Below are 20690 nucleotides of genomic sequence, written 5' to 3'. Positions count from 1 at the left end.
CTGCTGTTACAATATCCGCTTTTCTGCCTTCTGGAGTTTCTCCGGTGTCTGTCGTGTTCGTCGCCGCTTCCAAACTGCCGACGCCGTTCGGTGTGTTCACCATGCATGGTTTTCTCGATCAGGACACTGGCAAGGAACATGTCGTACTGACGCTGGGCGATGTTGCCGACGGCAAGCCCGTATTGGGTCGTCTGCATTCCGAGTGCTTGACCGGTGACGCCCTGTTCAGCTTGCGCTGCGATTGCGGTTTTCAGCTGGAGGCCGCACTGCGCGCGATTGCCGAAGAAGGCCGTGGCGCATTGCTCTATCTGCGCCAGGAAGGCCGCGGTATCGGTCTGCTGAACAAGATCCGCGCCTATGAGTTGCAGGACGGCGGCGCCGATACCGTCGAGGCCAACGAGCGTCTCGGCTTCGCGCCGGATATGCGCGACTACGCGATCTGCCTGCCGATGCTAGAGCACCTGGGCATCGCCGAGATCAAGCTGATGACCAACAACCCGCGCAAGGTGAAGGCCCTGCAAGGCTTCGGTATCCGCGTCGCCGAGCGCATGCCGCTGCAGATCGCGCACAACCCGCACAACCGCAAGTACCTCGCCACAAAGGCCGGCAAGCTCGGCCACATGCTCGGCGAAATTCACCAGGGTGAAGCCGAGCAGTCGTGAACCGCACGGCCGCCCGTCGCCAGTTGAAGCTCGACGGCTGGTACTACCTGCTGTTCATCGTCGCGCCCGTGCTCGTCAGCAGCCAGCTTCCCCAGCTGGCTGGCCGCTTCGGTGAGCCGCTCGCCCTGCCGTTATTCCTTGTCGGGCTCGCCGCACTGTTTCTCAATCTGCCCCGTTTCACGGCCTACAAGCACGCGTTGATCGCGACTGAAAATGGCCTGGACACCGCTGCCGAAGCGTCTTCTTGGGCGGCGTTACGCACCGTGCGGCTACGGGCTTTGCGGACCGCGGCTTTACCGGCGTGGCTTGCGGCACTCGGTGCGCCGCTGGGCCTCGAGCCTGTCGCGCAGGTGCTGCTGGTCTCCGGTAGCCTCGTGCTGCTGTTGCTCTACCGCATTCCGCGCCAACTGCAGTGATGCGTGCGCTGCTGCTGGTCGTCGCGCTATTGATCTCGCCTTTGCTGGCGGCGGCGGAGCGGGTGGTCAGCCTGGCGCCCTCGCTTAGCGAAATCATGCTGGAACTGAATGCAGACGATCTGCTGGTCGGCGTGCTCGACGGCGGCGAGCGGCCGGAAGCGCTGGCTGGCTTGCCGTCCGTGGGACGGCTCGGTCAGCTGGAAATGGAAAGCCTTCTGGCGTTGCAGCCGACACTGGTATTGCTCTGGCCGGACAGCATCAGCCAGGCGCAACGTGAACAGCTGACGCAGTTCGGCATTCCGGTGCTGGTTGCACAACCGAGGTCGCTGGCTCAGCTGTCCGAGCAATTCGCGCTGATCGGCGAGCGGATTGGGCTGGGCGAGCAGGGGCGGGAGCTCGAACGAGCGTTCAAGCAGGGGCTGGATCGGCTGCGTCGGCATTACCACCGCGAGCGTCCGCTGACGGTGTTCTATCAGATCTGGAATCGCCCGCTGTACACCCTCGGCGGTCGGCAGATCATCAGCGAGGCCATCGAAGTCTGCGGCGGTCGCAATGTGTTCGCGGATCTCCAACTGCCCGCGCCTCAGGTCAGCATCGAGTCCGTGCTGTCGCGCAATCCCGAAGTGATCCTCGCCGGCAGCGGCGCCCAGCTGTCCGAATGGAAAGCCTGGCCGCAGCTGGCGGCGGTGCACAAGGGCCAGCTATGGGAAGTGCCGGACAAGGGGCTGGAGCGGCCGAGCTTCCAGATGCTGGCTGCGATCGGGAAGCTCTGTGAGGTGATGGGGCGGGCCACTCCCTGAGATGGCTGCGCGCGGTTAGAGCGCTGGCGTCCAGATGACCGCGAGCAGTCCGGTGCGGCCCTGATTGCGGTAACCGTAGACACTATCCATGTCGCCGAAGGTGCGCTGGTACAGCGCCTGGTGGTAATCCTTGTCTAGCACGTTTTCCAGCTTGGCTTCCCAACGTAGTTCTGGACTGGCTTGCCAGTTGGTGCGCAGGTCGAGCACCGCATAGCCCGGAATCGTGCTTCGCTCGGATTGGAAGCTCGCATTGAAGCCGCCGTCATCGAAGCGTTGGCTAAAGGCCTGCCAGGTCGCGCCAACGCCAAATTCGCCGAACTGTCGATCCAGATCCAGGCTCAGCGTGCGCTTGGCGCGGCGTTGCAACACGCGACCGCTGTCCCGGTCGCGAGGGTCGATGATGCTCAGCCCGAGATGGGTCTGCCAGCCCAGCACCTCTCGGGCCACGCTGGTCTCGAAACCGTTGATGCGAGCGTGGTTTACGTTTTCCATCTGGCGACCGCCCCAAGCGATCATGTCTTCGACATCGGTGCGATAAAGTGACGCCTCGAGTTGAGTACCGCTGAAATCGGCGCGCCATTGCAGCTCGTAGGTCTTCGAAGTTTCCGGCTTCAGGTCCGGATTGGGCCCCCAGGCCGGCGGTGCGTAGAGATCGGTGAACGTCGGCGCGCGAAAGCCTTCACCATAACTGAGTATCCAGCGCTGCGATTGGCCTGTTGGCAGGCTGAAGGCTGCGTTCCAGCTATTGTGGCTGCCGAATTGCTCGTTGTCGTCATGGCGCAGGCCCAGCTCCGTGCCGAAGTCGTCGCCCTGATAGCTGTGCTGGGCGAAGAAGGCCAGGTTGTTGCGGCTGTCTTCCTGATAGGCCGTGGTGGCGTCCAGGCGATCCTCGTACCAGTCGCTGCCGAGGCTCAGTTGATGGTTTTCGTTCAGTCGCAGGCGGTTGGTCCAGGCGGCCGAGTGACGGGTGGTTTCCAGCAGGCCGTCATTGAAGGCCGAGCCCACCGCACGGTTTCGGTCGAAACTGCGCCCCAACTCCAGCCGGCTGTTCCAGACTGTGCTCAACTGCCCGTCCAGATAGCCGCTATAGCTGCTGAGCCGGAACTCGTCTTGGGGTTGGCCCGGAGCGAATTCGTTGGCGTCGTCGTATTCGTTCTCGCCGCGCTGATCGTTAAGGCTCAGACCAGCTTTCCAGCTGGCGTCGAACTGGTGATCGAGCTTCAGGTGCAGGGCTTTGGTGCGCTGGCCGTCGTCGTCGCGGTCGGCGCCACGCTCGTCCCGGGTGATATCGAAGCCCTCGCGCTCGTCGAGGCTAGCTCCGAGGTTGAAGCGGGTTTGCTGGGTACCGCCAGAGAAATTCAGGCTGCGCTGGTAGGTGTGGTCGCTACCCGCGGCCAGGCGTACTTCCGGGTTCAGGCCCGGCTCACCGCCGCGAGTGAAAATCTGGATGACGCCGCCAATGGCGTCGGCGCCGTAAAGCGACGAGCGCGGGCCGCGAATGACTTCGACACGCTCGATGTTGTCGATGGCCAGATAGTCGAGGCGGGCGAAACCACTCGTTGCCGAAGAGATTCGCTGGCCGTCCAGCAACACCAAGGTCTGCGCCGTGCCGGTACCGCGCAGCGACAGTGACGGCAGGCCACCAGCGCTACCGATCTGCACGCCCGGTACTCGGCGAAGCAGCTCGGGCAGGCTCCGCGCCTGCAAACGCTCAATGTCGGCGCGGGTGAATACCGCGTTGGCTGCAGTGGCCTGCGCGCGCGGTTCGGCTTGGCGCGCCGAGGTGACGAGCATGTTCGGCAACTGATAGCTGTCATCCATGTTCGTATCGGCAAATGCCTGGGAGGCCGGCAGCAGCGCCACAGCCAAGGCAAGACGGGTCAGTTTCATCAGAATCAATCCTCAAAAGAACAGCGCTTTTGAGGAGGGCAGGAACAAGCGCGAGGACAAAGACAGCCAGCCGCGCTTGACGGTGCTGCCCTCCGCAACACCAGTCGAATCCGCCAGGCCGGTCTCCGGGCTTTCGACGCGCACCCGGCTCGCCTTCCCATGCGATGCACAGTGGCGGTTGAGCGGGGCGGTGATCCGGCGGATCACGGTAGATTACCGTTGCGGGGGCAGCGCCGGCCTTGCTCTTGCGAGCGCACCGGCTTCCCGTTTAATGCGGACCTTGCGGTCGTGCACACCGGGCGGATAAGAAATCGCGGGAACCTTAAGGGCTGCCCTTGAGAATTACAAGCAAAGCACTGATGGCCGAGCGCAGCCTGCGCGACGGGAGTACGGTCGCCGTGGTCCAGTCGGGTGTGAGCTGGCGAGGCGAGGAGGGCCACCCGACCTCAGCCAACTGATCGAGACGCTTATGTACGACGCTTGGATGCCAGCGCGGCGCCTGAAAGGAGATCTGCGCCGCGACAAGCGCCGTCAGAGCTGGGCCAGTCTGGCGCGAATCGCCGCTTCGATACCGGCGGCATCGAGGCCGCACTCCTTCAGCATTTCGCCGGGCTTGGCGTGCTCGACGTAGTAATCCGGCAAGCCCAGGTGAAGGATCGGCTCCTGGCGGTTTTCAGCGGCGAGGAATTCGCCGACGGCACTGCCGGCCCCGCCCATGATGCTGTTTTCCTCGACGGTCACCAGCAGGTCGTGGCTGTCTGCCATCTGGCGCACCAGTGCTTCATCCAGCGGCTTGACGAAGCGCATGTCGACCACGGTGGCATCGAGCGCTTCACCGACTTGCAGCGCTTCGGCCAGTTGCACACCGAAGACCAGCAAGGCGACCCGCTGACCATCGGCGGCGCTGCCCTGGCGGCGCACCACGCCCTTGCCGATTTCCAGCGGCTCGAGCCCGGGTTCGAGCGTCGCATTCGGGCCCGTGCCGCGCGGGTAACGCACCGCCGCGGGGCCTTCGAAGTGATAGCCGGTGGTGAGCATGCGGCGCATCTCGTTCTCGTCGCTTGGCGTCATCACCAGCATGCCGGGGATGCAGCGCAGATAAGACAGGTCGAAGCTGCCGGCATGGGTCGGACCGTCTTCGCCGACCAGGCCGGCACGGTCGATGGCGAACAGCACGTCGAGGTTCTGCACCGCGACGTCATGGATCAGTTGATCGTAGGCACGTTGCAGGAATGTCGAGTAGATCGCCACCACCGGCTTGGCGCCTTCGCAGGCCATGCCGGCGGCCAGCGTCACCGCATGCTGCTCGGCGATGGCTACGTCGAAATACCGGTCCGGATAGCGCTCACTGAAATCGATCAGGTCAGAGCCTTCCTTCATCGCCGGCGTGATGCCGGTCAGGCGCGGGTCGGCAGCGGCCATGTCGCACAGCCATTGGCCGAACACGTTGGAGTACTTCGGGCCGCTGGGCTTCTTCGGTGCGGCCGGCGCGCCGACGGGCTCCAGTTTGCTGATCGCATGCCAGGTGATGGGGTCGGCTTCAGCCGGGGCGAAGCCTTTGCCCTTCTTGGTCACCACATGCAGGAATTGGGGGCCGGCCAGGTCGCGCATGTTGCGCAGCGTGGCGATAAGGGTCGGCAGGTCGTGGCCGTCGATGGGGCCGATGTAGTTCCAGCCCAGCTCCTCGAACAGGGTGCCGGGAACCAGCATGCCCTTGGCGTATTCCTCGGTGCGACGGGCGATCTCCCAGGCGCCGGGCAGGCGCGAAAGGACCTTCTTGCTGCCTTCGCGCATGCTCGAATAGGTACGACTGGAAAGGATCTTGGCCAGGTAGTTGGACAGGCCGCCGACGTTGCGCGAGATCGACATGTCGTTATCGTTGAGCACCACCAGCATGTCGGCGCCGACTTCGGGGGCGTGGTTCAGCGCCTCGAACGCCATGCCGGCGGTGAGTGCGCCGTCACCGATCACGGCGATGGATTTGCGCTTTTTGCCCTGCAGACGCGCGGCGATGGCCATGCCCAGGGCAGCGCTGATCGAGGTGCTGGAGTGGCCGACGCCAAAGGTGTCGTATTCGCTCTCGCTGCGACGCGGGAAGGCGGCGAGGCCGTCCTTCTGGCGCAGGCTGGCCATGCGCTCGCGGCGTCCGGTGAGGATCTTGTGCGGATAGGCCTGATGGCCCACGTCCCACACCAGCCGGTCTTTCGGCGTGTCGTAGACGTAATGCAGGGCGATGGTCAGCTCGATCACGCCGAGGCCGGCACCGAAGTGCCCACCGGTCCGGCCGACGCTGTAAAGCAGGTCCTGCCGCAGTTCGTTGGCGAGTTCTTCAAGTTCCGCTTCGCCCAGCCGGCGCAGCTGCTCGGGAGTGGCCGCGCGATCTAGAACGGGCGTCGCAGGGCGGACCCGAGGAATCTCATGGAACGTCTTGGGCATCGGGCGAATCGTTTTGGCTGAAAAAAGAGCCGCAGTTTACCTGATGGTAACTACGAGAAGAATGATCCAGGCATCAACGGTCATCCTCGTTCGGGTAAGCGAGCTGACCTGGTGGTCCGGATTCAGCTGCGGCGCTCGACGATGAAGCGGGCCAACTGGCGCAACGGTTGGGCGGCTTCGCCGAAGGGCGATACGGCTTCAAGCGCCGTATCGCGCAGCTCCAGTGCGTAGGCCTTGGCCGCGTCCATGCCCAGCAACGCCGGGTAGGTGGGCTTGTCACGGGCAATATCGGCACCCTGATGCTTGCCCAGCGTGGCGGTGTCGCTTTCCACGTCGAGGATGTCGTCCTGTACCTGGAAGGCCAGGCCGATGGCTTGTGCATAGCACTGCAGGGCGGCGAGCGTGTCGGCCTCGGCGCGCCCGCTGGCGAGGGCACCGAGGCGCACGCTGGCTTCGATCAGGGCGCCGGTCTTGTGCCGGTGCATCAGCTCAAGCGCGTTGCGGTCGAGCTTCACGCCTACCGAGCCCAGGTCGATGGCCTGCCCGCCAACCATGCCGGCCGGACCGGCGGCGCGCGCGAGACTGACAAGCATGTCCAGGCGCAGTGCCGGGTCCGCAGGGTTGAGTGCCTCGCTGGCCAGCGCTTCGAAGGCGAGGCTTTGCAGGCCGTCGCCGGCAAGGATCGCGCAGGCTTCGTCGAAGGCCTTGTGGGTGGTCGGCTGGCCGCGGCGCAGATCGTCGTCGTCCATGGCCGGCAGATCGTCGTGCACCAGTGAATAGGCATGGATCAGTTCGACCGCGCAGGCCGCGCCATCGGCTTGAGCACTGTCGCCCTCGAGCGCCTCGCAGGCGGCGTAGACCAGCAGCGGGCGAACGCGCTTGCCGCCATTCATGACGCTGTAGCGCATGGCCTGGTAGAGGCGTTCGAGTTGCGGGCGGGGCGGGGTGAAGAGCGTATCGAGGCAGCGGTCGACGCGCTTCTGGCAACGCTGCTGGTAGTCGCCAATCATGCGTCGGGATCCACCTCGAAGGGCGCTTCCTGCAGCTTGCCGTCACGCTCGAGCAGGATCTGCACCTTCTGTTCGGCCTGGCTGAGTGCGGCCTGGCAGTCGCGAGTCAGGCCGATACCCTGCTCGAAGCAGGTCAGCGAATCCTCCAGCGACAGCTCGCCACTTTCCAGGCGCTCGACCAGTTGCTGCAACTCGGCGAGGGATTGTTCGAAATCGAGGGCGACTTTCTTGCGGGCCATGGCGGAACCTGTTCTGTGCGGCTGCTCTGAAACGGGCGCGACACTAGCAGAGCTGGAAGGCATTAGCCATAAGCCGTCCGGGCTAGCGCCGCTCAGCGCCAGTATATGGGCTGGAAGTAATAGAGCGTCATGCTGGCGCCGACCACGATGACGAAGACGCGCAGCCAACTGGCCGGCAGCTTCTTGCTCAGCGCGCCACCGGCATAGCCGCCGAGGGTGGTGCCGATCAGCAGGATCGCCAGTTCGTACAGGCTCACCCGACCGGCGATGATGAAGGTGGCCGTGGCGACGCTGTAGATAACTGCGGAGATGAGGTTCTTCAATGCGTTGGCGCGAACCAGCTGATGACCTTCGATGGAGAACGCCGCCAGCTGCAGGATGCCCATGCCTGCGCCGAAGTAGCCGCCGTAGATGGACACCAGGCCATGCGCCGCCAGCGATGCCGGCGCATGTGGCGGTATCGCGCTGTCGTCCTTGCGCCGCGCCGCCAGCCAGCGGCTCAGCCAGGGGCTGGCGGCGAACAGGGCGGTGGCGACGAGCAGCAGCCAGGGAATCAGCAGGCTGAACACATCGTCACCGCTGGCGAGCAGTAGCAGGCCGCCGATCAGGCCGCCCAGCAGCCCTGCCAGCAACAGCGGAAGCAGATAGCGACCCAGCGGACGTAGTGCCGAGCGCGCCGCCCAGGCGCCCGCGAGGCTGGCGGGCCAGAGCGCCACGGCGTTGGTCGCGTTGGCCGTGACCGGTGGCAGGCCGGTGGCCAGCAGCGCCGGGAACGAAAAGAAGGTGCCACCGCCAGCCAAGGCATTCATGCCACCGGCGGCAAAACCGGCAGCAATGAGCAACAGCATGTCGAACAGGGGCATCGGACGGGCTCGCGGCAAAAGGACGCAGATTATCCCTAGCCGCTGGGCTTCGCCAAGCGCGTCCAGCAAATGCGCCGTGCCCAGCGGGTACGGCTGGCTGGCGCATTACGGCGGGGTGTCAGGGCTCGGCGGGCTGCCGCGTGTCGTCTAGCCGCGTGCTGGTGAGCTCGTTGAGGATTCCGCAGCCCTGTGTCGCACGGTTGCCGCTGCAGCAGCTGCGCAGCGCCTGCAACTGATGCTCCAGGGCGTGGAGGCTCTCCAGCCGCGTCCGGACGCGCTCGAGTTGCTCATCGATCAGCAGGTTGATATCGCCGCAGTTGGCGTCCGGCTGGTTGGAAAATTCCAGCAGCCGGCGAATGTCGGCCAGCCCGATGTCCAGCGCCCGGCAGTGGCGAATGAACACCAGGTGCTCGAGCTGCCTGGAGGAGTAGGCGCGGTAACCATTGGCGCCGCGCTCCGGCGCGGGCATCAGCCCGATCTTTTCGTAGTAGCGAATGGTCTCGACGTCCACGCCGGCCGCGGTGCTCAGTTCGCCTATGCGCATCCTGGTCTCCTTCTCACTGTGGCCGCCCAAAGAAAACGGGCTTGACCCTGGAGCTGCTCCAGGGTGTGCAATGGCTCCGAATATAGTTCAGGAGGCAATCCCATGTCGTCGAGATGCTGTGATTCGGGCTGCTCAACACCGGCGGTAAGCCGGGGCTTTCGCCGGGCGTTATGGATCGCGCTGGCGATCAATCTGGTCATGTTCGTGGTGGAAATTATCAGTGGCCTGCGGTCCGGCTCGGTCTCGCTGCTGGCCGATGCCATCGACTTCGCCGGTGACGCCGCCAACTACGGCATCACCCTGGTGGTGCTGTCCATGGGGCTGGTCTGGCGCTCGCGCGCCGCGCTGATCAAAGGGCTGTCGATGCTGGCCTTCGGGATGTTCGTGTTGGCCCGAGCCAGCTGGGCCGTCTATGCCGGCGTGGTGCCGGAGCCGTTGACCATGGGCGTCATCGGCACGCTGGCGCTGGTCGCCAACGTCGTCGTGGCGCTGATGCTCTATGCCTTCCGTGAAGGCGACTCGAACATGCGCTCGGTCTGGCTATGCAGCCGCAACGACGCCCTGGGCAACATCGCGGTGATGATCGCCGCGGCTGGGGTTTTCGGCACCGGTTCCGGTTGGCCTGACCTCGCCGTGGCGCTGATCATGGCCGGCCTGGCACTGTCTGCCGGCTTCTCCGTGGTGCGCCAGGCACGGCAGGAACTGGGCACGCTGCAGCATCAGGCCTGACGTCGGTCAGCCGGCGATGGCCGCCACGACCGCAATGACGATCACGCTCGTCACTGCCAGTCCGGCTGCGGCCAGCTTGCCTACCGTCTCGGAACTCAGACCCAGCGCTTTGTGTTTGGCCTGATCGCTGAAGCGGCCTTCGATGCGATGCAGGCCCTCCACCGGCTGGAACAGATTGTCGGGCTGCTCGTCGCTTGACGGCTCATCGGTCATCTGTCCGCTCCAGGCCTGCTTGGCCATCATCCGATCGAGCAGGCCGGGCATGAACATATTGCCGATGATGGCCTGGAACGAGGCGCGGCCGAGCCACAGCTCGCGCGGCGCATCGGTGGCGGCGCGGACGATGGCACGCGCTGCCACCTCGGGCGTGTGGATCGGAGGGACCGGCTGCGGTCGTTTCTGCATCTTGTTGCGTGACCAGTCGAACTGCGGCGTGTTGTGCGCCGGCAACTGGACCATGGTCAGCCGCACCCGGCTGTTGGTATGGATCAGTTCGCAGCGTAGCGAATCGGTGAAGCCGCGGATGGCGAACTTGGCGGCGCAGTAGGCCGACTGCAGCGGGATCGCCCGATAGGACAATGCCGAACCCACCTGAACGATGGTGCCGCGGTTGCGCGACTCCATATGGCGCAGCGCCGCGAGGGTGCCGTGGACGAAGCCTAGATAGGTCACTTCGGTCACGCGTTTGAATTCCGCCGCGCTGATCTTGTTCACCGGGCCGAACACCGTCGCCATCGCCGCGTTGACCCAGATCTCGATCGGCCCCAGTTCCTTCTCGATCCGCTCGGCTGCGCGGTCGATCGCCTCCGCATCGGCAACATCCGCGGCGATCGCCAGGACTTTCGCGCCGGCCGCTTCCAGCTCGCTGCTGGTATCCGCCAGGCCCTGTTCACGACGCGCAATCACGGCGATGCGGTAGCCAGCCTGGGCCAGCGCGTGCGCCGTTGCACGCCCCACGCCGGCGGTGCCGCCACAAATCACGGCGGTCTGTTCGCGATCGGTCATCTCCGGGCTCCTTTTCTGAGGCTGGCAGGCACTATCGCAACAGTGCGTTCCAGCCGGCATAACGATGGTTGATCGGACCGCGCGGCAGGCTCAGGCCGATCACCAGCGCGCCGGCGATCAGGCTGCCTACGGTGGCGGCGAACCCGGCGCCGTCGAGGAAGGCGGGGGAGGCGAGCAGCCAGGCTCCGATCGGCAGATTGAGAAAGCGCAGCGGCCGCGCGACCTCGGCGAACGCCAGCACCGAGACGGTGATCAGCAACGAGCCCATCAGGTGGTCGCTGTTGGCCATCGCGCCTTCGGTGCCGAAGATCAGCCGGGTGCACATCAACCAGACGCCGAGAACGCAGAGCAGCGCCAAGCCCCAGGGCAGATTGACCCCGCGAAGCCCCTTCAGCGCCATCGCCGACAGTGCGCCGTCGAACTCGGGCGTATTGTCCTCGCGCGCGCCCTCCATGGCGTCGCCCTGAAAGAACGTCTTCCAGAAAGGCTTGCCGCGGCGCCGCGCGTCCTTGAGGAACTGCCCCATGGCGACCAGTTCATCCAGCGCGTAGGGCATCATTACCAGCATGGCCAATGCCTGAATCAGACACAGGGTGCACCAGGTGTTAATGACGATCGGCTGGGCGATGATGAAGAAGATGCTCACCGCGCCCAGCGGCACCACCACCACACCGAACGCCGCGACCATCCAGGGCATGGTCCGCCAGCGTCGCGCATCGCCCATCACCGCCATCAGCAGCTCGATCATGTAGGCCATGACACCGACCCCCGCGTCGGACACCGGCCAGGCGCGGGACATGTCGGAGGTGATGATGGTTTCCGTGCCGTTGGGCTGGGTGCCGAAGAAGGGATCCCAGGCGTTGGCGGTGTGACCGAGTTGGTAGGCCGCCAGATAGCGCGCCAAGAGGATGCCGATCACCGCAAGGATGGCGATGGGCAATCGCTGCAGCCAGGTCGAGGGGTTGTAGTCCCAGCCCGGCGGGACCGCGGCCTTCTGCATCATCCCGGACATGCTCATGCCCGGCATCATCGGCACCAATGTCGAAAAGGCGATCACCAGCCCGCCGACCAACAGGGCATTGCCATAGCTGGCCGGCGACGGCGTCCAGAACAGCAGCGGGGCGAACATCAGCCAGAGGCCCATGACGGTGTTGGCCCACTGCGCCCAACCCTTTCGCTTCAGCGAAAGCACCGAGAACAGCACGATCAGCACGCCGCTGATGACGTCGTTCCAGGTCATCAGCAGCGCGCGGGTGGCCACCTCCGGCACATCACGTTCGGCTGCCAGGCGGGCCAGGTCCAGGTCGCTGCTGGAAATATTCGAGTAACCGAAGATGAACGGGGCGCTGAAAAACCAGCAGCCAAGCAGGGCGTTGGCAAAATGGCACCACAGCGTGGCGAGGCGGCGGCGCTCCATCATCTGCATGTGTGCTTCCATGCCCATGTCCGAAGGCATGGCTGATTGCCGCAAATATTCGCCTTGATGCTCCATGTACCTCTCCTCGTTTCGAAGTGATGGCTGCATGTCGCGTTTGGGCCGGTGCGAGTCTTCGCAACCGGCTGTTGATCAACCGCTGGTCTGTTGACCGGATGAGGCGAGGAGGAGTTGCAGAAAAATAGGTGCCGGCCGTTCACCCAAGGCCCGTAGCCGTTGCCTTCAGTTTCGTTGGCAGGGCCGAGGTAGAGGCTTGCGCAGCGACCGCTATGCCGAACAGTCCGGGTCGACGGTGAAGGTCTTGGACGAATCCACCAGCCCGATGTCTTCCAGCGCACGACGCCCGATGAGCACCGGATAATTCATCTTGTCGCGGTCGTTCAGCGAGAACTGTTCTTCGTAGATCTGTTTGCCGAGGCACACTTTCATCAGCACCACGGGCCGTTTCTCTGCACCGCCGGCGCCGCGTACCTTGATGTCCCGTACCACCTCGCGCTCTATGCGTTTCTCGACTTTCTTGTCGGTATCGACGTCTTCGAGCTCGAGGGTAAAGCGCACCCAGTCATTGCCATCCTTTTTGAGCCGGTCGATTTTCTCGGCATGCATCGAGGAGGTCAGCGCGCCGGTGTCGAGCTTGAATTTCACGGCAATCTTTTCTGGAAGGATCAGGCCTTTCTCGACCCAGCCGAGCACTTGCGGTGAATCAGCCATGGCAGGCGCGACGCAGGCGGATAGCACCAGCCCGGCCAAACCGAGCGCTTTGATATGCCTGGAGCTTTTCGTACGGAGCATCTTTCACCTCGATTCGTGGCACCACGGCAACGATAGAGTCGCAGGCCCCGGATACGTTCAGCAGACGGGGCGAAAGCGTGCCGTCGCGCGTGGACAGCATGATCGCGCAGTCGATCCATGGACTCGCCGCATCAGGTTCATTGAAAAAAACAATCGGACGGCTGGCGCAGCCTGTACTCCATCCATAGGGTCGCTTGCGATATGTGTTGAATCGCCGCGACCGCTTAACGAATCGAAGGAGGCAGTCACTAGGGAAGTCCAAATTGAGAGGTGAACTATGTTCGTCCACAACAAACGGCTTCAATACACCGTGCGAGTGGCGGGCCCGAATCCCGGGCTGGCCAACCTGATGCTCGAGCAGTTCGGCGGCCCGCAAGGCGAGCTCGCTGCCGCCATGCGCTATTTCACCCAGGGCGTAGCTGAGGATGACCCAGGTCGTAAGGACATGCTCATGGACATCGCCACCGAGGAATTGAGCCACCTCGAGGTGATCGGCTCCATTGTCGGCATGCTCAACAAGGGCGCCAAAGGCGAGCTGGCGGAGGGCGTCGAGAAGGAAGCGGATCTGTATCGCTCGCTGACCGGCGGCGGCAATGATTCGCACATCACGTCGTTGCTGTACGGCGGCGGACCGGCGCTGACCAATTCCGGGGGAATCCCCTGGACGGCGGCCTACGTCGATACCATCGGCGAGCCGACCGCGGACCTGCGCTCCAATATCGCGGCTGAGGCCAGGGCCAAGATCGTCTACGAGCGTCTGATCAACGTGACCGATGACCCGGGAATCAAGGATGCGTTGAAATTCCTCATGACCCGGGAAATCGCCCACCAGAAGTCTTTCGAGAAAGCGCTGTACTCGATTCAGCCGGACTTCCCCCCGGGCAAGCTGCCGGGCGAACCGCAATTCGCCAACGTCTACTACAACATGTCGCAGGGGGAAGGCGACCTGCGCGGCCCCTGGAACCAGGGGCCTGAGTGGGAGTTCGTCGAGAACCCGCAGCCGGCTGTGGACGGTGGGGATGGCAAGCCTTCGGTCGATCTGAGCAAGGATCAGCAGAAGGTGGTGCAACAGATGGCGGTGCGGACCCAGTCCGATGTCTCCGTCGACCCCATGACCGGAGCCGACCTCGGTTCGGGTGCAGCCGTCAAGAAAGGCAAGGCCTGACGGCACGGGCAGCCGGTGCGGCGAATACAACCGCACCGGCTGCTTTTCGGCTATCTCGACTGACGTCATTCACCCCTGATTCGACATGTTTATCGTCGCGCCAAGGTGGACTCCTGCCGCCGGGGGGGGGCTCGATCATGAAGGTTCGATTCGCTCGATCAATGCGTAGTCTTAGTATCGACCTGGACGATCTGCAGCATTGTTTCGACGATTAGCATCCGAAGCGGCGGTGTGCCGGTACATCCTGTCTCCACGGTCTGACACAGGCCGCTCACTAAACCAAGGAGACAGCCATGACCCGCGTCAGCGCACTGCCGATCGAACAAACCGCCGAATCCGTCCGTCCCGCACTGGAGGGCATCGGCAAAGCACTGGGCTTCGTCCCCAACGCATTCCTCACCCTGGCCCATGCACCGTCAGCCTTGAGTGGTTACTTGGCGTTGTCGCAGGCACTCGGACGCGGCAGTTTGACCGCCCGGGAGCGTGAAACTGTCGCCCTGGCGACGTCGCAGGTAAACGGCTGCGGCTATTGCCTCGCCGCGCATAGCCTGTTTGCCAGCAAGGCCGGACTCGATGCCACGGCTATCGGCCAGGCGCGGGATGGTCGTCTCGATGCCGTAGCGACCCTGGCGCGCCAGATCACCGACAGTCGTGGCCTGGTGAGCGATGAACAGCTCGCCGCCGCCCGAGCAGCCGGCCTGGATGATCGCCGGATCGTCGAGGTCGTTGCCCATATCAGCCTGCTGACGCTGACCAACTACCTAAACAACCTGGCCGACACCGAAGTGGACTTTCCGGCTGTCACGGTTTGAGGGGTTGAGCATTCGCTTCGTGCCGGATGGGTTTGCCTGATGCGGCAGGCCCAACCTCGGTGGCGCGCTGTGCGTCGGGGTTCGACCGTGGAGCTCGAACAAGCGTGTGCACGCCACCCAGCGGAGGCCTGTCAGCCAGTACCACGCTCGTTTGAGGCAGTGCCCTGGAAATAAAAAAACCGGCTTGTGGCCGGTTTTTCTTCAGTGCTTCGGCTTACTTCTGATAAGCCTCGGCAGCTTTGATGATGGCGGCGCGGGCGGCATCGGCGCCTTCCCAGCCTTCAACCTTGACCCACTTGCCCTTCTCGAGATCCTTGTAGTTCTCGAAGAAGTGCTTGATCTGCTCAATCAGCAGCGGCGGCAGGTCGGTGTATTCCTTCACGTCCACATACAGCTGGCTCAGCTTGTCGTGCGGGACGGCGATGAGCTTGGCGTCGCCGCCGGCCTCGTCGGTCATGTTCAGCACGCCGACTGGACGGCAGCGGATGACCGAGCCTGGTGCGACCGGGTAGGGGGTCACAACCAGCACGTCGAGCGGGTCGCCGTCGTCGGCCAGGGTGTGCGGGATGAAGCCGTAGTTCGCCGGGTAAAACATCGGCGTGGCCATGAAGCGGTCGACGAACAGGCAGTCGGTGTCGTGATCGATTTCGTATTTGATCGGCGCGTGGTTGGCCGGGATTTCGATGGCGACGTAGATGTCGTTTGGCAGGTCTTTGCCGGCCGGGACTTTGCTGTAGCTCATGAACATTGCTCCGTGGTCGGCCGAGGCGGCCTGGGGCGAAAAAAGTGGGTGCGATTATAGGCGCAGTGTCGGGCGTTTTGCCATGCCAGCGGTGGCGAACCTTCGCGGCCGGGCAATGCGCGCATTCGACGGTCGGAAATCAGTGAGGTTCCGCGTACTGCGGGTGGCTGTGTTGCAGTTGCTTCAAGCGCACCAGCGGATCCTGCCGATAGAAGGCGGCGAGTTGCGCATGGACATCGGGGAAGGCCTCGTGCAGCACGTCCGGCGCGCTGAAGAAATACTCGCTGGTGACGGCGAAGAACTCGGCGGGGTTCTCCGCGGCGTAGGGATCGATCGGGGTGTGGGCGTCGGGATTGGCATCCAGCGTCCTGTTGAGCGCGTCGTAAGCGCTCTGCATCACCGTGGCCCAGGTGTCGATGCGCATGTTGCGGTGCAGTGGCGGCAGCCCGTTGGCATCACCGTTGAGCATGTCCAGCTTGTGCGCCAGCTCGTGGATTACCAGGTTGTAGCCTTCCCAGCCGCCGCTTTCCTGTACGCCTGGCAGGGCCAGGATGACCGGGCCCTGCAGCCAGGCTTCACCGCTGTGTTCGCCGTCCCACTCATGCACCACACCGGCCGAGTCGCGGTGCTTTTGCGGGCTATGGAAATCGCCGGGATAGATGACGATTTCATGGAAGCCCTGATACCAGTTCAGGTCGGCCAGGTGCAGCAAGGGCAATTGAGCCTGAGCCGCCAGACGCAGACGGTCTTCCAGTTCTAGCTCGACACCGGGCAAGGCAGTCAGTCGCTTGGCGTGCAGAAACAGCAGGCTGCGTTCACGCAGGCGCTCGGTGTCCTCTCGGGTCAGCCCGTCGAGGATCGGCAGGCTGTCCAGCACGCTTTGCCAGAGCGCCGGCTCGATGGCGAGACGGGCGAGGGTGCGCTTGCGGCGCCAGTCGCGAAAAGACCACATGGGAAAGCTTCCAGCCTGGGGCGCCGTCTCGGTAATGACCGTGGCCCGTTGTGCGTGTGGATCGAGAGTTTCGCGGTCAAGACCGCTCCCACGGCGCGCGCATTGGCTTGTGGGAGCGGTCTTGACCGCGAATGTCAGGCGTCTGAATGTACCGCACCGACAACCTTAAGCGGGCTGTCGAGTACCGGCAAGCACGGTAAAAGAGCGACGAGGCCGAGGACTGGTCGCGAGGTTTGCGGGTTGCTTTTCGCGGTCAAGACCAAGCATCCCAGTCCGCTCCCACGGGTATCAGCGTCTCACCTCGGAACGGCTGCGGTGAACCGAGCCGAAAACGCTCCACATATGTCAACTCAGCAGGAAGTTACCGGCTTTCGGTGTGCCGTCGTCGAGGCTGAGCACTTCCGCTTCATCTTTCAGGTTCACGCCTGAGAGCTGCCGGCGACAGGCTTCACGCATCAGGTGGATCAGGCGGTGGGCGGCGAGGTTGTAGCTCAAGCCTTCCAGGCGAATATTGGAGATGCAATTGCGGTCGGCATCCGTGCGGCCGACTTTCGGGTCGTAAGTGAAATACAGGCCGAGGCTGTCCGGCGAACTCAGGCCGGGGCGCTCGCCCAGCAGCATCACCACCATTTTTGCCTTCAGCCTTTCGCCCACTTCGTCGCCGAGCGCGACGCGGCCTTGTTGCACCAGGCTGAGTGGCGCGAGGCTCCAGCCGTCTTTCTGAATCTGCTCCTCGATGCGCTGCAGCAACGGCAGGACATGACGCTGAACCGCCAGCGCGGACAGCCCATCGGCGACAACGATCGCCAGGTCATAGCCGCTCGGGTGCTGCTGCGCATGATCGTTCAGTCGCTCGGCCGACTCGTCGCTCAATCGCCGCCCCAGGTCAGGGCGCTGCAGGTAGGTGTTGCGGTCCCCGGCGGCGCTGCGCAAGTGCAGGCAGCGATAGCCGCGCTGCTCCAGTTGCGCAGCCAGTTCGTCGGTGTCGAGGGCGAGGTGAACGGCGTCGCGCGCCTGGGCATGGGCAAACTGGAAATCCAGCTGGGCTTCAGTGGGCAGGCTGGCGCCGGCGCGGCCCAGGGCGATGCGCGCGGGGGTGAGCTGGCGCAGGTTTCGCCAGGGATTGGGCACATGGTTCATCGCGGCTCCCTATCGTCAATGCACGTAGCTCCAGTGAGAGCGGCCTTGTGCTTGGCTCGTTCGCGGTCGAGACCGCTCCCACGGGGGCGGTGTGGGTGTGTGGCTCGTTGGCGGCTCGCACACCTGCGTTGACCCCTCATGTCATTTTCTCCAACGCCCGGCGAAAGGCAGGCGGAAGTTGCTCGCTCATCTGCAGGCGCCCGCCGTCCTGGCGCAGGATGTCCATTTTTGCCAGCCACTCCTCGAATTCCGGCGCGGGCCTGAGCCCGAGACTCTGGCGCAGGTAAAGCGCGTCGTGGAAGGAGGTAGTCTGGTAGTTGAGCATCACGTCGTCGGAGCCGGGGATGCCCATGATGAAGTTGATGCCGGCGGTGCCGAGCAGGGTCAGCAGCACGTCCATGTCGTCCTGATCGGCTTCGGCGTGGTTGGTGTAGCAAATGTCGCAGCCCATGGGCACGCCGAGCAGCTTGGCGCAGAAGTGATCCTCCAGTCCGGCGCGGATAATCTGTTTGCCGTTGTAGAGGTATTCCGGGCCGATGAAACCGACCACGGTATTGACCAGCAGCGGTTTGAATTTTCGGGCCACGGCGTAGGCGCGGGCTTCGCAGGTCTGCTGGTCGACGCCGTGGTGGGCATTGGCTGACAAGGCGCTGCCCTGACCGGTCTCGAAGTACATCAGGTTGTCGCCGACCGTGCCGCGCTTCTGCGACAGGCCTGCTTCGTAGCCTTCCTGCAGCACCGCGAGGTTGATGCCGAAGCTGGCGTTGGCCGCTTCGGTGCCGGCGATGGACTGGAACACCAGGTCCAGCGGCGCGCCACGGTTGATCGCCTCGATGGACATGGTGACATGGGTGAGGATGCAGCCCTGGGTCGGGATCTCGTAACGCTGGATGATGGCGTCGAGCATCTTCAGCAGTTCGCAGATGCCGCTGGTGCTGTCGGTGGCCGGGTTGATGCCGATCACCGCGTCACCGTTGCCGTAGAGCAGACCGTCGACGATGCTGGCGGCGATGCCGGCGGCTTCGTCGGTCGGGTGGTTGGGTTGCAGGCGGGTGGACATGCGCCCGCGCAGGCCGATGGTGTTGCGAAAGCGGCTGACGACGCGGACTTTCTGCGCGACCAGAATCAGGTCCTGCACGCGCATGATCTTCGACACCGCGGCGACCATCTCTGGGGTGAGCCCCGGCGCCAGAGCTTTGAGCGCCGCCTCGTCGGCGTCGTCGCCCAGCAGCCAGTTGCGGAAATCGCCGACGGTCAGGTGGCTGACCGGGGCGAAGGCGTCGGCGTCGTGGCTGTCGATGATCAGCCGGGTGACTTCATCCGTTTCGTAGGGGATCAGCGCTTCGTCGAGAAAACGCTTGAGCGGGATCTGCGCCAGGCACATCTGCGCGGCGACGCGCTCGGCATCGCTGCCCGCCGCGACCTCGGCGAGAAAGTCGCCGGAGCGCGCCGGGCTGGCCTTGGCCATGACCTCGCGCAGGCTGTCGAAGCGCCAAGTGGTGCCGCCTACGCTGTGGGTGTATGCCGCCATGGCTTATCTCCCGCTAGTTCAACGATGCCTCGGCGTTCTCAATCGCCGCGAATTCTTCTTCCGGCGTACCGGCGACCAGGTGGTGCCGGGAGTAGAAGGCGAAGTAGGCGATGAAGATGCCGTAGATCACCACGGCGGCGATCACCACGCGTGGATCGACCAGGAAGCCGGCCACCACCGCGATGCATGCCAGCACCAGCGCCACGCCAGAAGTCAGCACGCCACCGGGCGTCTTGTACGGACGGTGCATATCCGGCCGGCGCATGCGCAGGACGATGTGCGAGGCCATCATCAGCACGTAGGAGATGGTGGCGCCGAACACCGCTACCAGAATCAACAGGTCGCCCTGGCCGGTCAGCGAGAGCAGGAAGCCGATGATGCCGGGAATCACCAATGCCATGACCGGCGCCTTGTTCTTGTTGGTCAGCGACAGTTTGCGTGGCAGGTAGCCGGCTCGCGACAGCGCGAAGATCTGCCGCGAATAGGCGTAGATGATCGAGAAGAAGCTGGCGATCAAACCGGCCAGCCCGACCAGGTTGACGAAGCCGCTCATCCAGGTCGAGGAACCATAGGCGCTGGTCAGTGCTTCGACCAACGGATTGCCGGACTCGACCAGCGTACTGGAGCCCGCACCGCCAGGGCCGACCAAGAGGATCAAGCCGGCGAAGGCAGCCAGGATCAGCATGGCGCCGATCAGCCCGCGGGGCATGTCGCGCTGCGGGTTCTTGGTTTCCTCGGCGGCCAGCGGTACGCCTTCGACCGCGAGGAAGAACCAGATCGCGTAGGGAATCGCCGCCCAGATACCGACGTAGCCGTAGGGCAGAAAGCTGCTGGCACCCGCGGCGGTAGTCGGTGCGATGTCCAGCAGTTTGTCGACGGAGAAGTGCGGCACCATCGCGACGATGAAGACCGCCAGCGCCAGCGCGGCGACTGCGGTGATGATGAACATCAGCTTCAGCGCTTCGCCGACGCCGAAGATATGGATGCCGATAAAGATGATGTAGAACGCCAGATAGATCGCCCAGCCGCCGATGCCGAACAGCGACTCGCAGTAGGCGCCGATGAATACGGCGATGGCGGCCGGGGCAATGGCGTATTCGATGAGGATCGCCGTACCGGTGAGAAAGCCACCGAGCGGGCCGAACGCGCTACGGGCAAAGCCATAGCCGCCGCCCGCGGTGGGAATCATCGAGGACAGTTCAGCCAGCGAAAAGCACATGCACAGGTACATGGTGGCCATAAGCAGCGTGGCGATGAACAATCCGCCCCAGCCGCCCTGAGCCAGGCCGAAGTTCCAGCCGGCGTAATCACCTGAAATCACGTAGGCCACGCCCAGGCCCACCAGCAGCACCCAACCGGCGGCGCCTTTCTTCAGTTCGCGTTCCTGGAAATAGGTGCTGCCAACTGCTTCGAAATCGATGGCGTGTGTCGGGGGTGTCGCACTGCTGTGTTCGAGAGCCATGGGGATCATCCTTCAATGGGTTCGGGTACGGCAGGATCGTTAAAGCAAGCGCTGTGCCTTCGGGC

Annotated in this window: 21 protein-coding genes and 1 riboswitch; of the genes, 6 read left to right on the top strand and 15 right to left on the bottom strand. The window is 64.0% G+C overall.

Annotated elements, in window-relative coordinates; genetic code table 11:
* Positions 1-44: 44 nt before the first annotated feature.
* From ribA to KCX70_RS18635, 3 genes are read left to right on the top strand one after another with little or no spacing between them, the layout of a single operon-like run.
* Entirely contained in the window at positions 45-662 is a 618-nt protein-coding gene (gene ribA / locus KCX70_RS18645) for a GTP cyclohydrolase II (protein ID WP_102853287.1), read from the top strand.
* Complete coding sequence (locus tag KCX70_RS18640; RefSeq protein ID WP_212618413.1) at positions 659-1078, top strand: hypothetical protein; 420 nt, start codon at positions 659-661, stop codon at positions 1076-1078. Before ribA ends, KCX70_RS18640 begins: the two co-directional genes overlap by 4 nt.
* Positions 1078-1878 (top strand): cobalamin-binding protein, encoded by an 801-nt coding sequence (locus tag KCX70_RS18635; protein WP_212618412.1) that lies wholly within the window; start codon positions 1078-1080, stop codon positions 1876-1878. The genes KCX70_RS18640 and KCX70_RS18635 overlap by 1 nt, the downstream gene beginning before the upstream one ends.
* A gap of 15 nt (positions 1879-1893) precedes the next feature.
* Here KCX70_RS18635 and KCX70_RS18630 read toward each other — a convergent pair whose 3' ends face one another.
* The 7 genes from KCX70_RS18630 to cadR all read right to left on the bottom strand — a co-directional run bounded on the left by KCX70_RS18630 (position 1894) and on the right by cadR (position 8860).
* Entirely contained in the window at positions 1894-3768 is a 1875-nt protein-coding gene (locus KCX70_RS18630; RefSeq protein ID WP_212618411.1) for a TonB-dependent receptor domain-containing protein, read from the bottom strand.
* A 12-nt stretch (positions 3769-3780) separates the two neighbouring features.
* A complete protein-coding gene (locus KCX70_RS23535; RefSeq protein WP_423836254.1) occupies positions 3781-3912 on the bottom strand; it encodes a hypothetical protein in 132 nt (43 codons plus the stop codon).
* Positions 3868-4083, bottom strand: a riboswitch (cobalamin riboswitch). (Overlaps the previous gene by 45 nt.)
* Positions 4084-4299: 216 nt before the next feature.
* Positions 4300-6204 (bottom strand): 1-deoxy-D-xylulose-5-phosphate synthase, encoded by a 1905-nt coding sequence (dxs, locus tag KCX70_RS18625; protein ID WP_212618410.1) that lies wholly within the window; start codon positions 6202-6204, stop codon positions 4300-4302.
* A gap of 122 nt (positions 6205-6326) precedes the next feature.
* Entirely contained in the window at positions 6327-7214 is an 888-nt protein-coding gene (locus tag KCX70_RS18620) for a polyprenyl synthetase family protein (RefSeq protein WP_212618409.1), read from the bottom strand.
* The gene (locus KCX70_RS18615; protein ID WP_021206714.1) at positions 7211-7453 is read right to left on the bottom strand and encodes an exodeoxyribonuclease VII small subunit; all 243 of its coding nucleotides are present in this window, start codon (positions 7451-7453) and stop codon (positions 7211-7213) included. Before KCX70_RS18615 ends, KCX70_RS18620 begins: the two co-directional genes overlap by 4 nt.
* 92 nt (positions 7454-7545) lie before the next feature.
* Positions 7546-8316: a sulfite exporter TauE/SafE family protein gene (locus tag KCX70_RS18610; protein ID WP_212618408.1), complete on the bottom strand. Its 771-nt coding sequence runs from the start codon at positions 8314-8316 to the stop codon at positions 7546-7548.
* Positions 8317-8434: 118 nt separating this feature from the next.
* Positions 8435-8860 carry a Cd(II)/Pb(II)-responsive transcriptional regulator gene (gene cadR, locus KCX70_RS18605; RefSeq protein WP_021206716.1) on the bottom strand — a complete coding sequence of 142 codons (426 nt, stop codon included), beginning with the start codon at positions 8858-8860 and terminating at the stop codon, positions 8435-8437.
* A gap of 102 nt (positions 8861-8962) precedes the next feature.
* Here cadR and KCX70_RS18600 point away from each other — a divergent pair, with 102 nt between their 5' ends.
* The gene (locus tag KCX70_RS18600) at positions 8963-9589 is read left to right on the top strand and encodes a cation transporter (RefSeq protein WP_212618407.1); all 627 of its coding nucleotides are present in this window, start codon (positions 8963-8965) and stop codon (positions 9587-9589) included.
* Between the two features lie 6 nt (positions 9590-9595).
* Here the strand turns inward: KCX70_RS18600 and KCX70_RS18595 are convergent, their stop codons facing one another.
* From KCX70_RS18595 to KCX70_RS18585, 3 genes are all read right to left on the bottom strand, one after another.
* A complete protein-coding gene (locus KCX70_RS18595; protein WP_212618406.1) occupies positions 9596-10594 on the bottom strand; it encodes an SDR family oxidoreductase in 999 nt (332 codons plus the stop codon).
* A 31-nt stretch (positions 10595-10625) separates the two neighbouring features.
* Positions 10626-12086, bottom strand: a complete 1461-nt coding sequence (locus tag KCX70_RS18590; protein WP_249121664.1) for a vitamin K epoxide reductase family protein — start codon at positions 12084-12086, stop codon at positions 10626-10628.
* A 210-nt stretch (positions 12087-12296) separates the two neighbouring features.
* Positions 12297-12821 (bottom strand): ATP-dependent zinc protease, encoded by a 525-nt coding sequence (locus KCX70_RS18585; RefSeq protein WP_212618405.1) that lies wholly within the window; start codon positions 12819-12821, stop codon positions 12297-12299.
* Between the two features lie 277 nt (positions 12822-13098).
* Here KCX70_RS18585 and KCX70_RS18580 point away from each other — a divergent pair, with 277 nt between their 5' ends.
* Positions 13099-13986, top strand: coding sequence for a manganese catalase family protein (locus tag KCX70_RS18580; RefSeq protein WP_212618404.1), 888 nt, complete (start codon positions 13099-13101; stop codon positions 13984-13986).
* 293 nt (positions 13987-14279) lie between these two features.
* On the top strand, positions 14280-14798 hold the full coding sequence (locus tag KCX70_RS18575; RefSeq protein ID WP_212618403.1) for a carboxymuconolactone decarboxylase family protein: 519 nt from the start codon (positions 14280-14282) through the stop codon (positions 14796-14798).
* A gap of 214 nt (positions 14799-15012) precedes the next feature.
* Here the strand turns inward: KCX70_RS18575 and ppa are convergent, their stop codons facing one another.
* The 5 genes from ppa to eat form a co-directional block, all read right to left on the bottom strand.
* Positions 15013-15540 carry an inorganic diphosphatase gene (gene ppa / locus KCX70_RS18570; RefSeq protein WP_015275614.1) on the bottom strand — a complete coding sequence of 176 codons (528 nt, stop codon included), beginning with the start codon at positions 15538-15540 and terminating at the stop codon, positions 15013-15015.
* A gap of 139 nt (positions 15541-15679) precedes the next feature.
* Positions 15680-16492 (bottom strand): zinc-dependent peptidase, encoded by an 813-nt coding sequence (locus KCX70_RS18565; RefSeq protein WP_212618402.1) that lies wholly within the window; start codon positions 16490-16492, stop codon positions 15680-15682.
* A gap of 345 nt (positions 16493-16837) precedes the next feature.
* Positions 16838-17632 (bottom strand): ethanolamine ammonia-lyase subunit EutC, encoded by a 795-nt coding sequence (gene eutC / locus KCX70_RS18560; RefSeq protein WP_212618401.1) that lies wholly within the window; start codon positions 17630-17632, stop codon positions 16838-16840.
* A gap of 136 nt (positions 17633-17768) precedes the next feature.
* Complete coding sequence (locus KCX70_RS18555; RefSeq protein WP_212618400.1) at positions 17769-19163, bottom strand: ethanolamine ammonia-lyase subunit EutB; 1395 nt, start codon at positions 19161-19163, stop codon at positions 17769-17771.
* A gap of 13 nt (positions 19164-19176) precedes the next feature.
* Complete coding sequence (eat, locus tag KCX70_RS18550) at positions 19177-20625, bottom strand: ethanolamine permease (RefSeq protein WP_212618399.1); 1449 nt, start codon at positions 20623-20625, stop codon at positions 19177-19179.
* Between the last annotated feature and the right edge of the window lie 65 nt (positions 20626-20690).

Source organism: Stutzerimonas stutzeri (assembly GCF_018138085.1).
GTDB classification, from domain to species: Bacteria; Pseudomonadota; Gammaproteobacteria; order Pseudomonadales; family Pseudomonadaceae; genus Stutzerimonas; species Stutzerimonas stutzeri_AI.
This window is presented reverse-complemented; position numbering and strand designations above follow the sequence as displayed.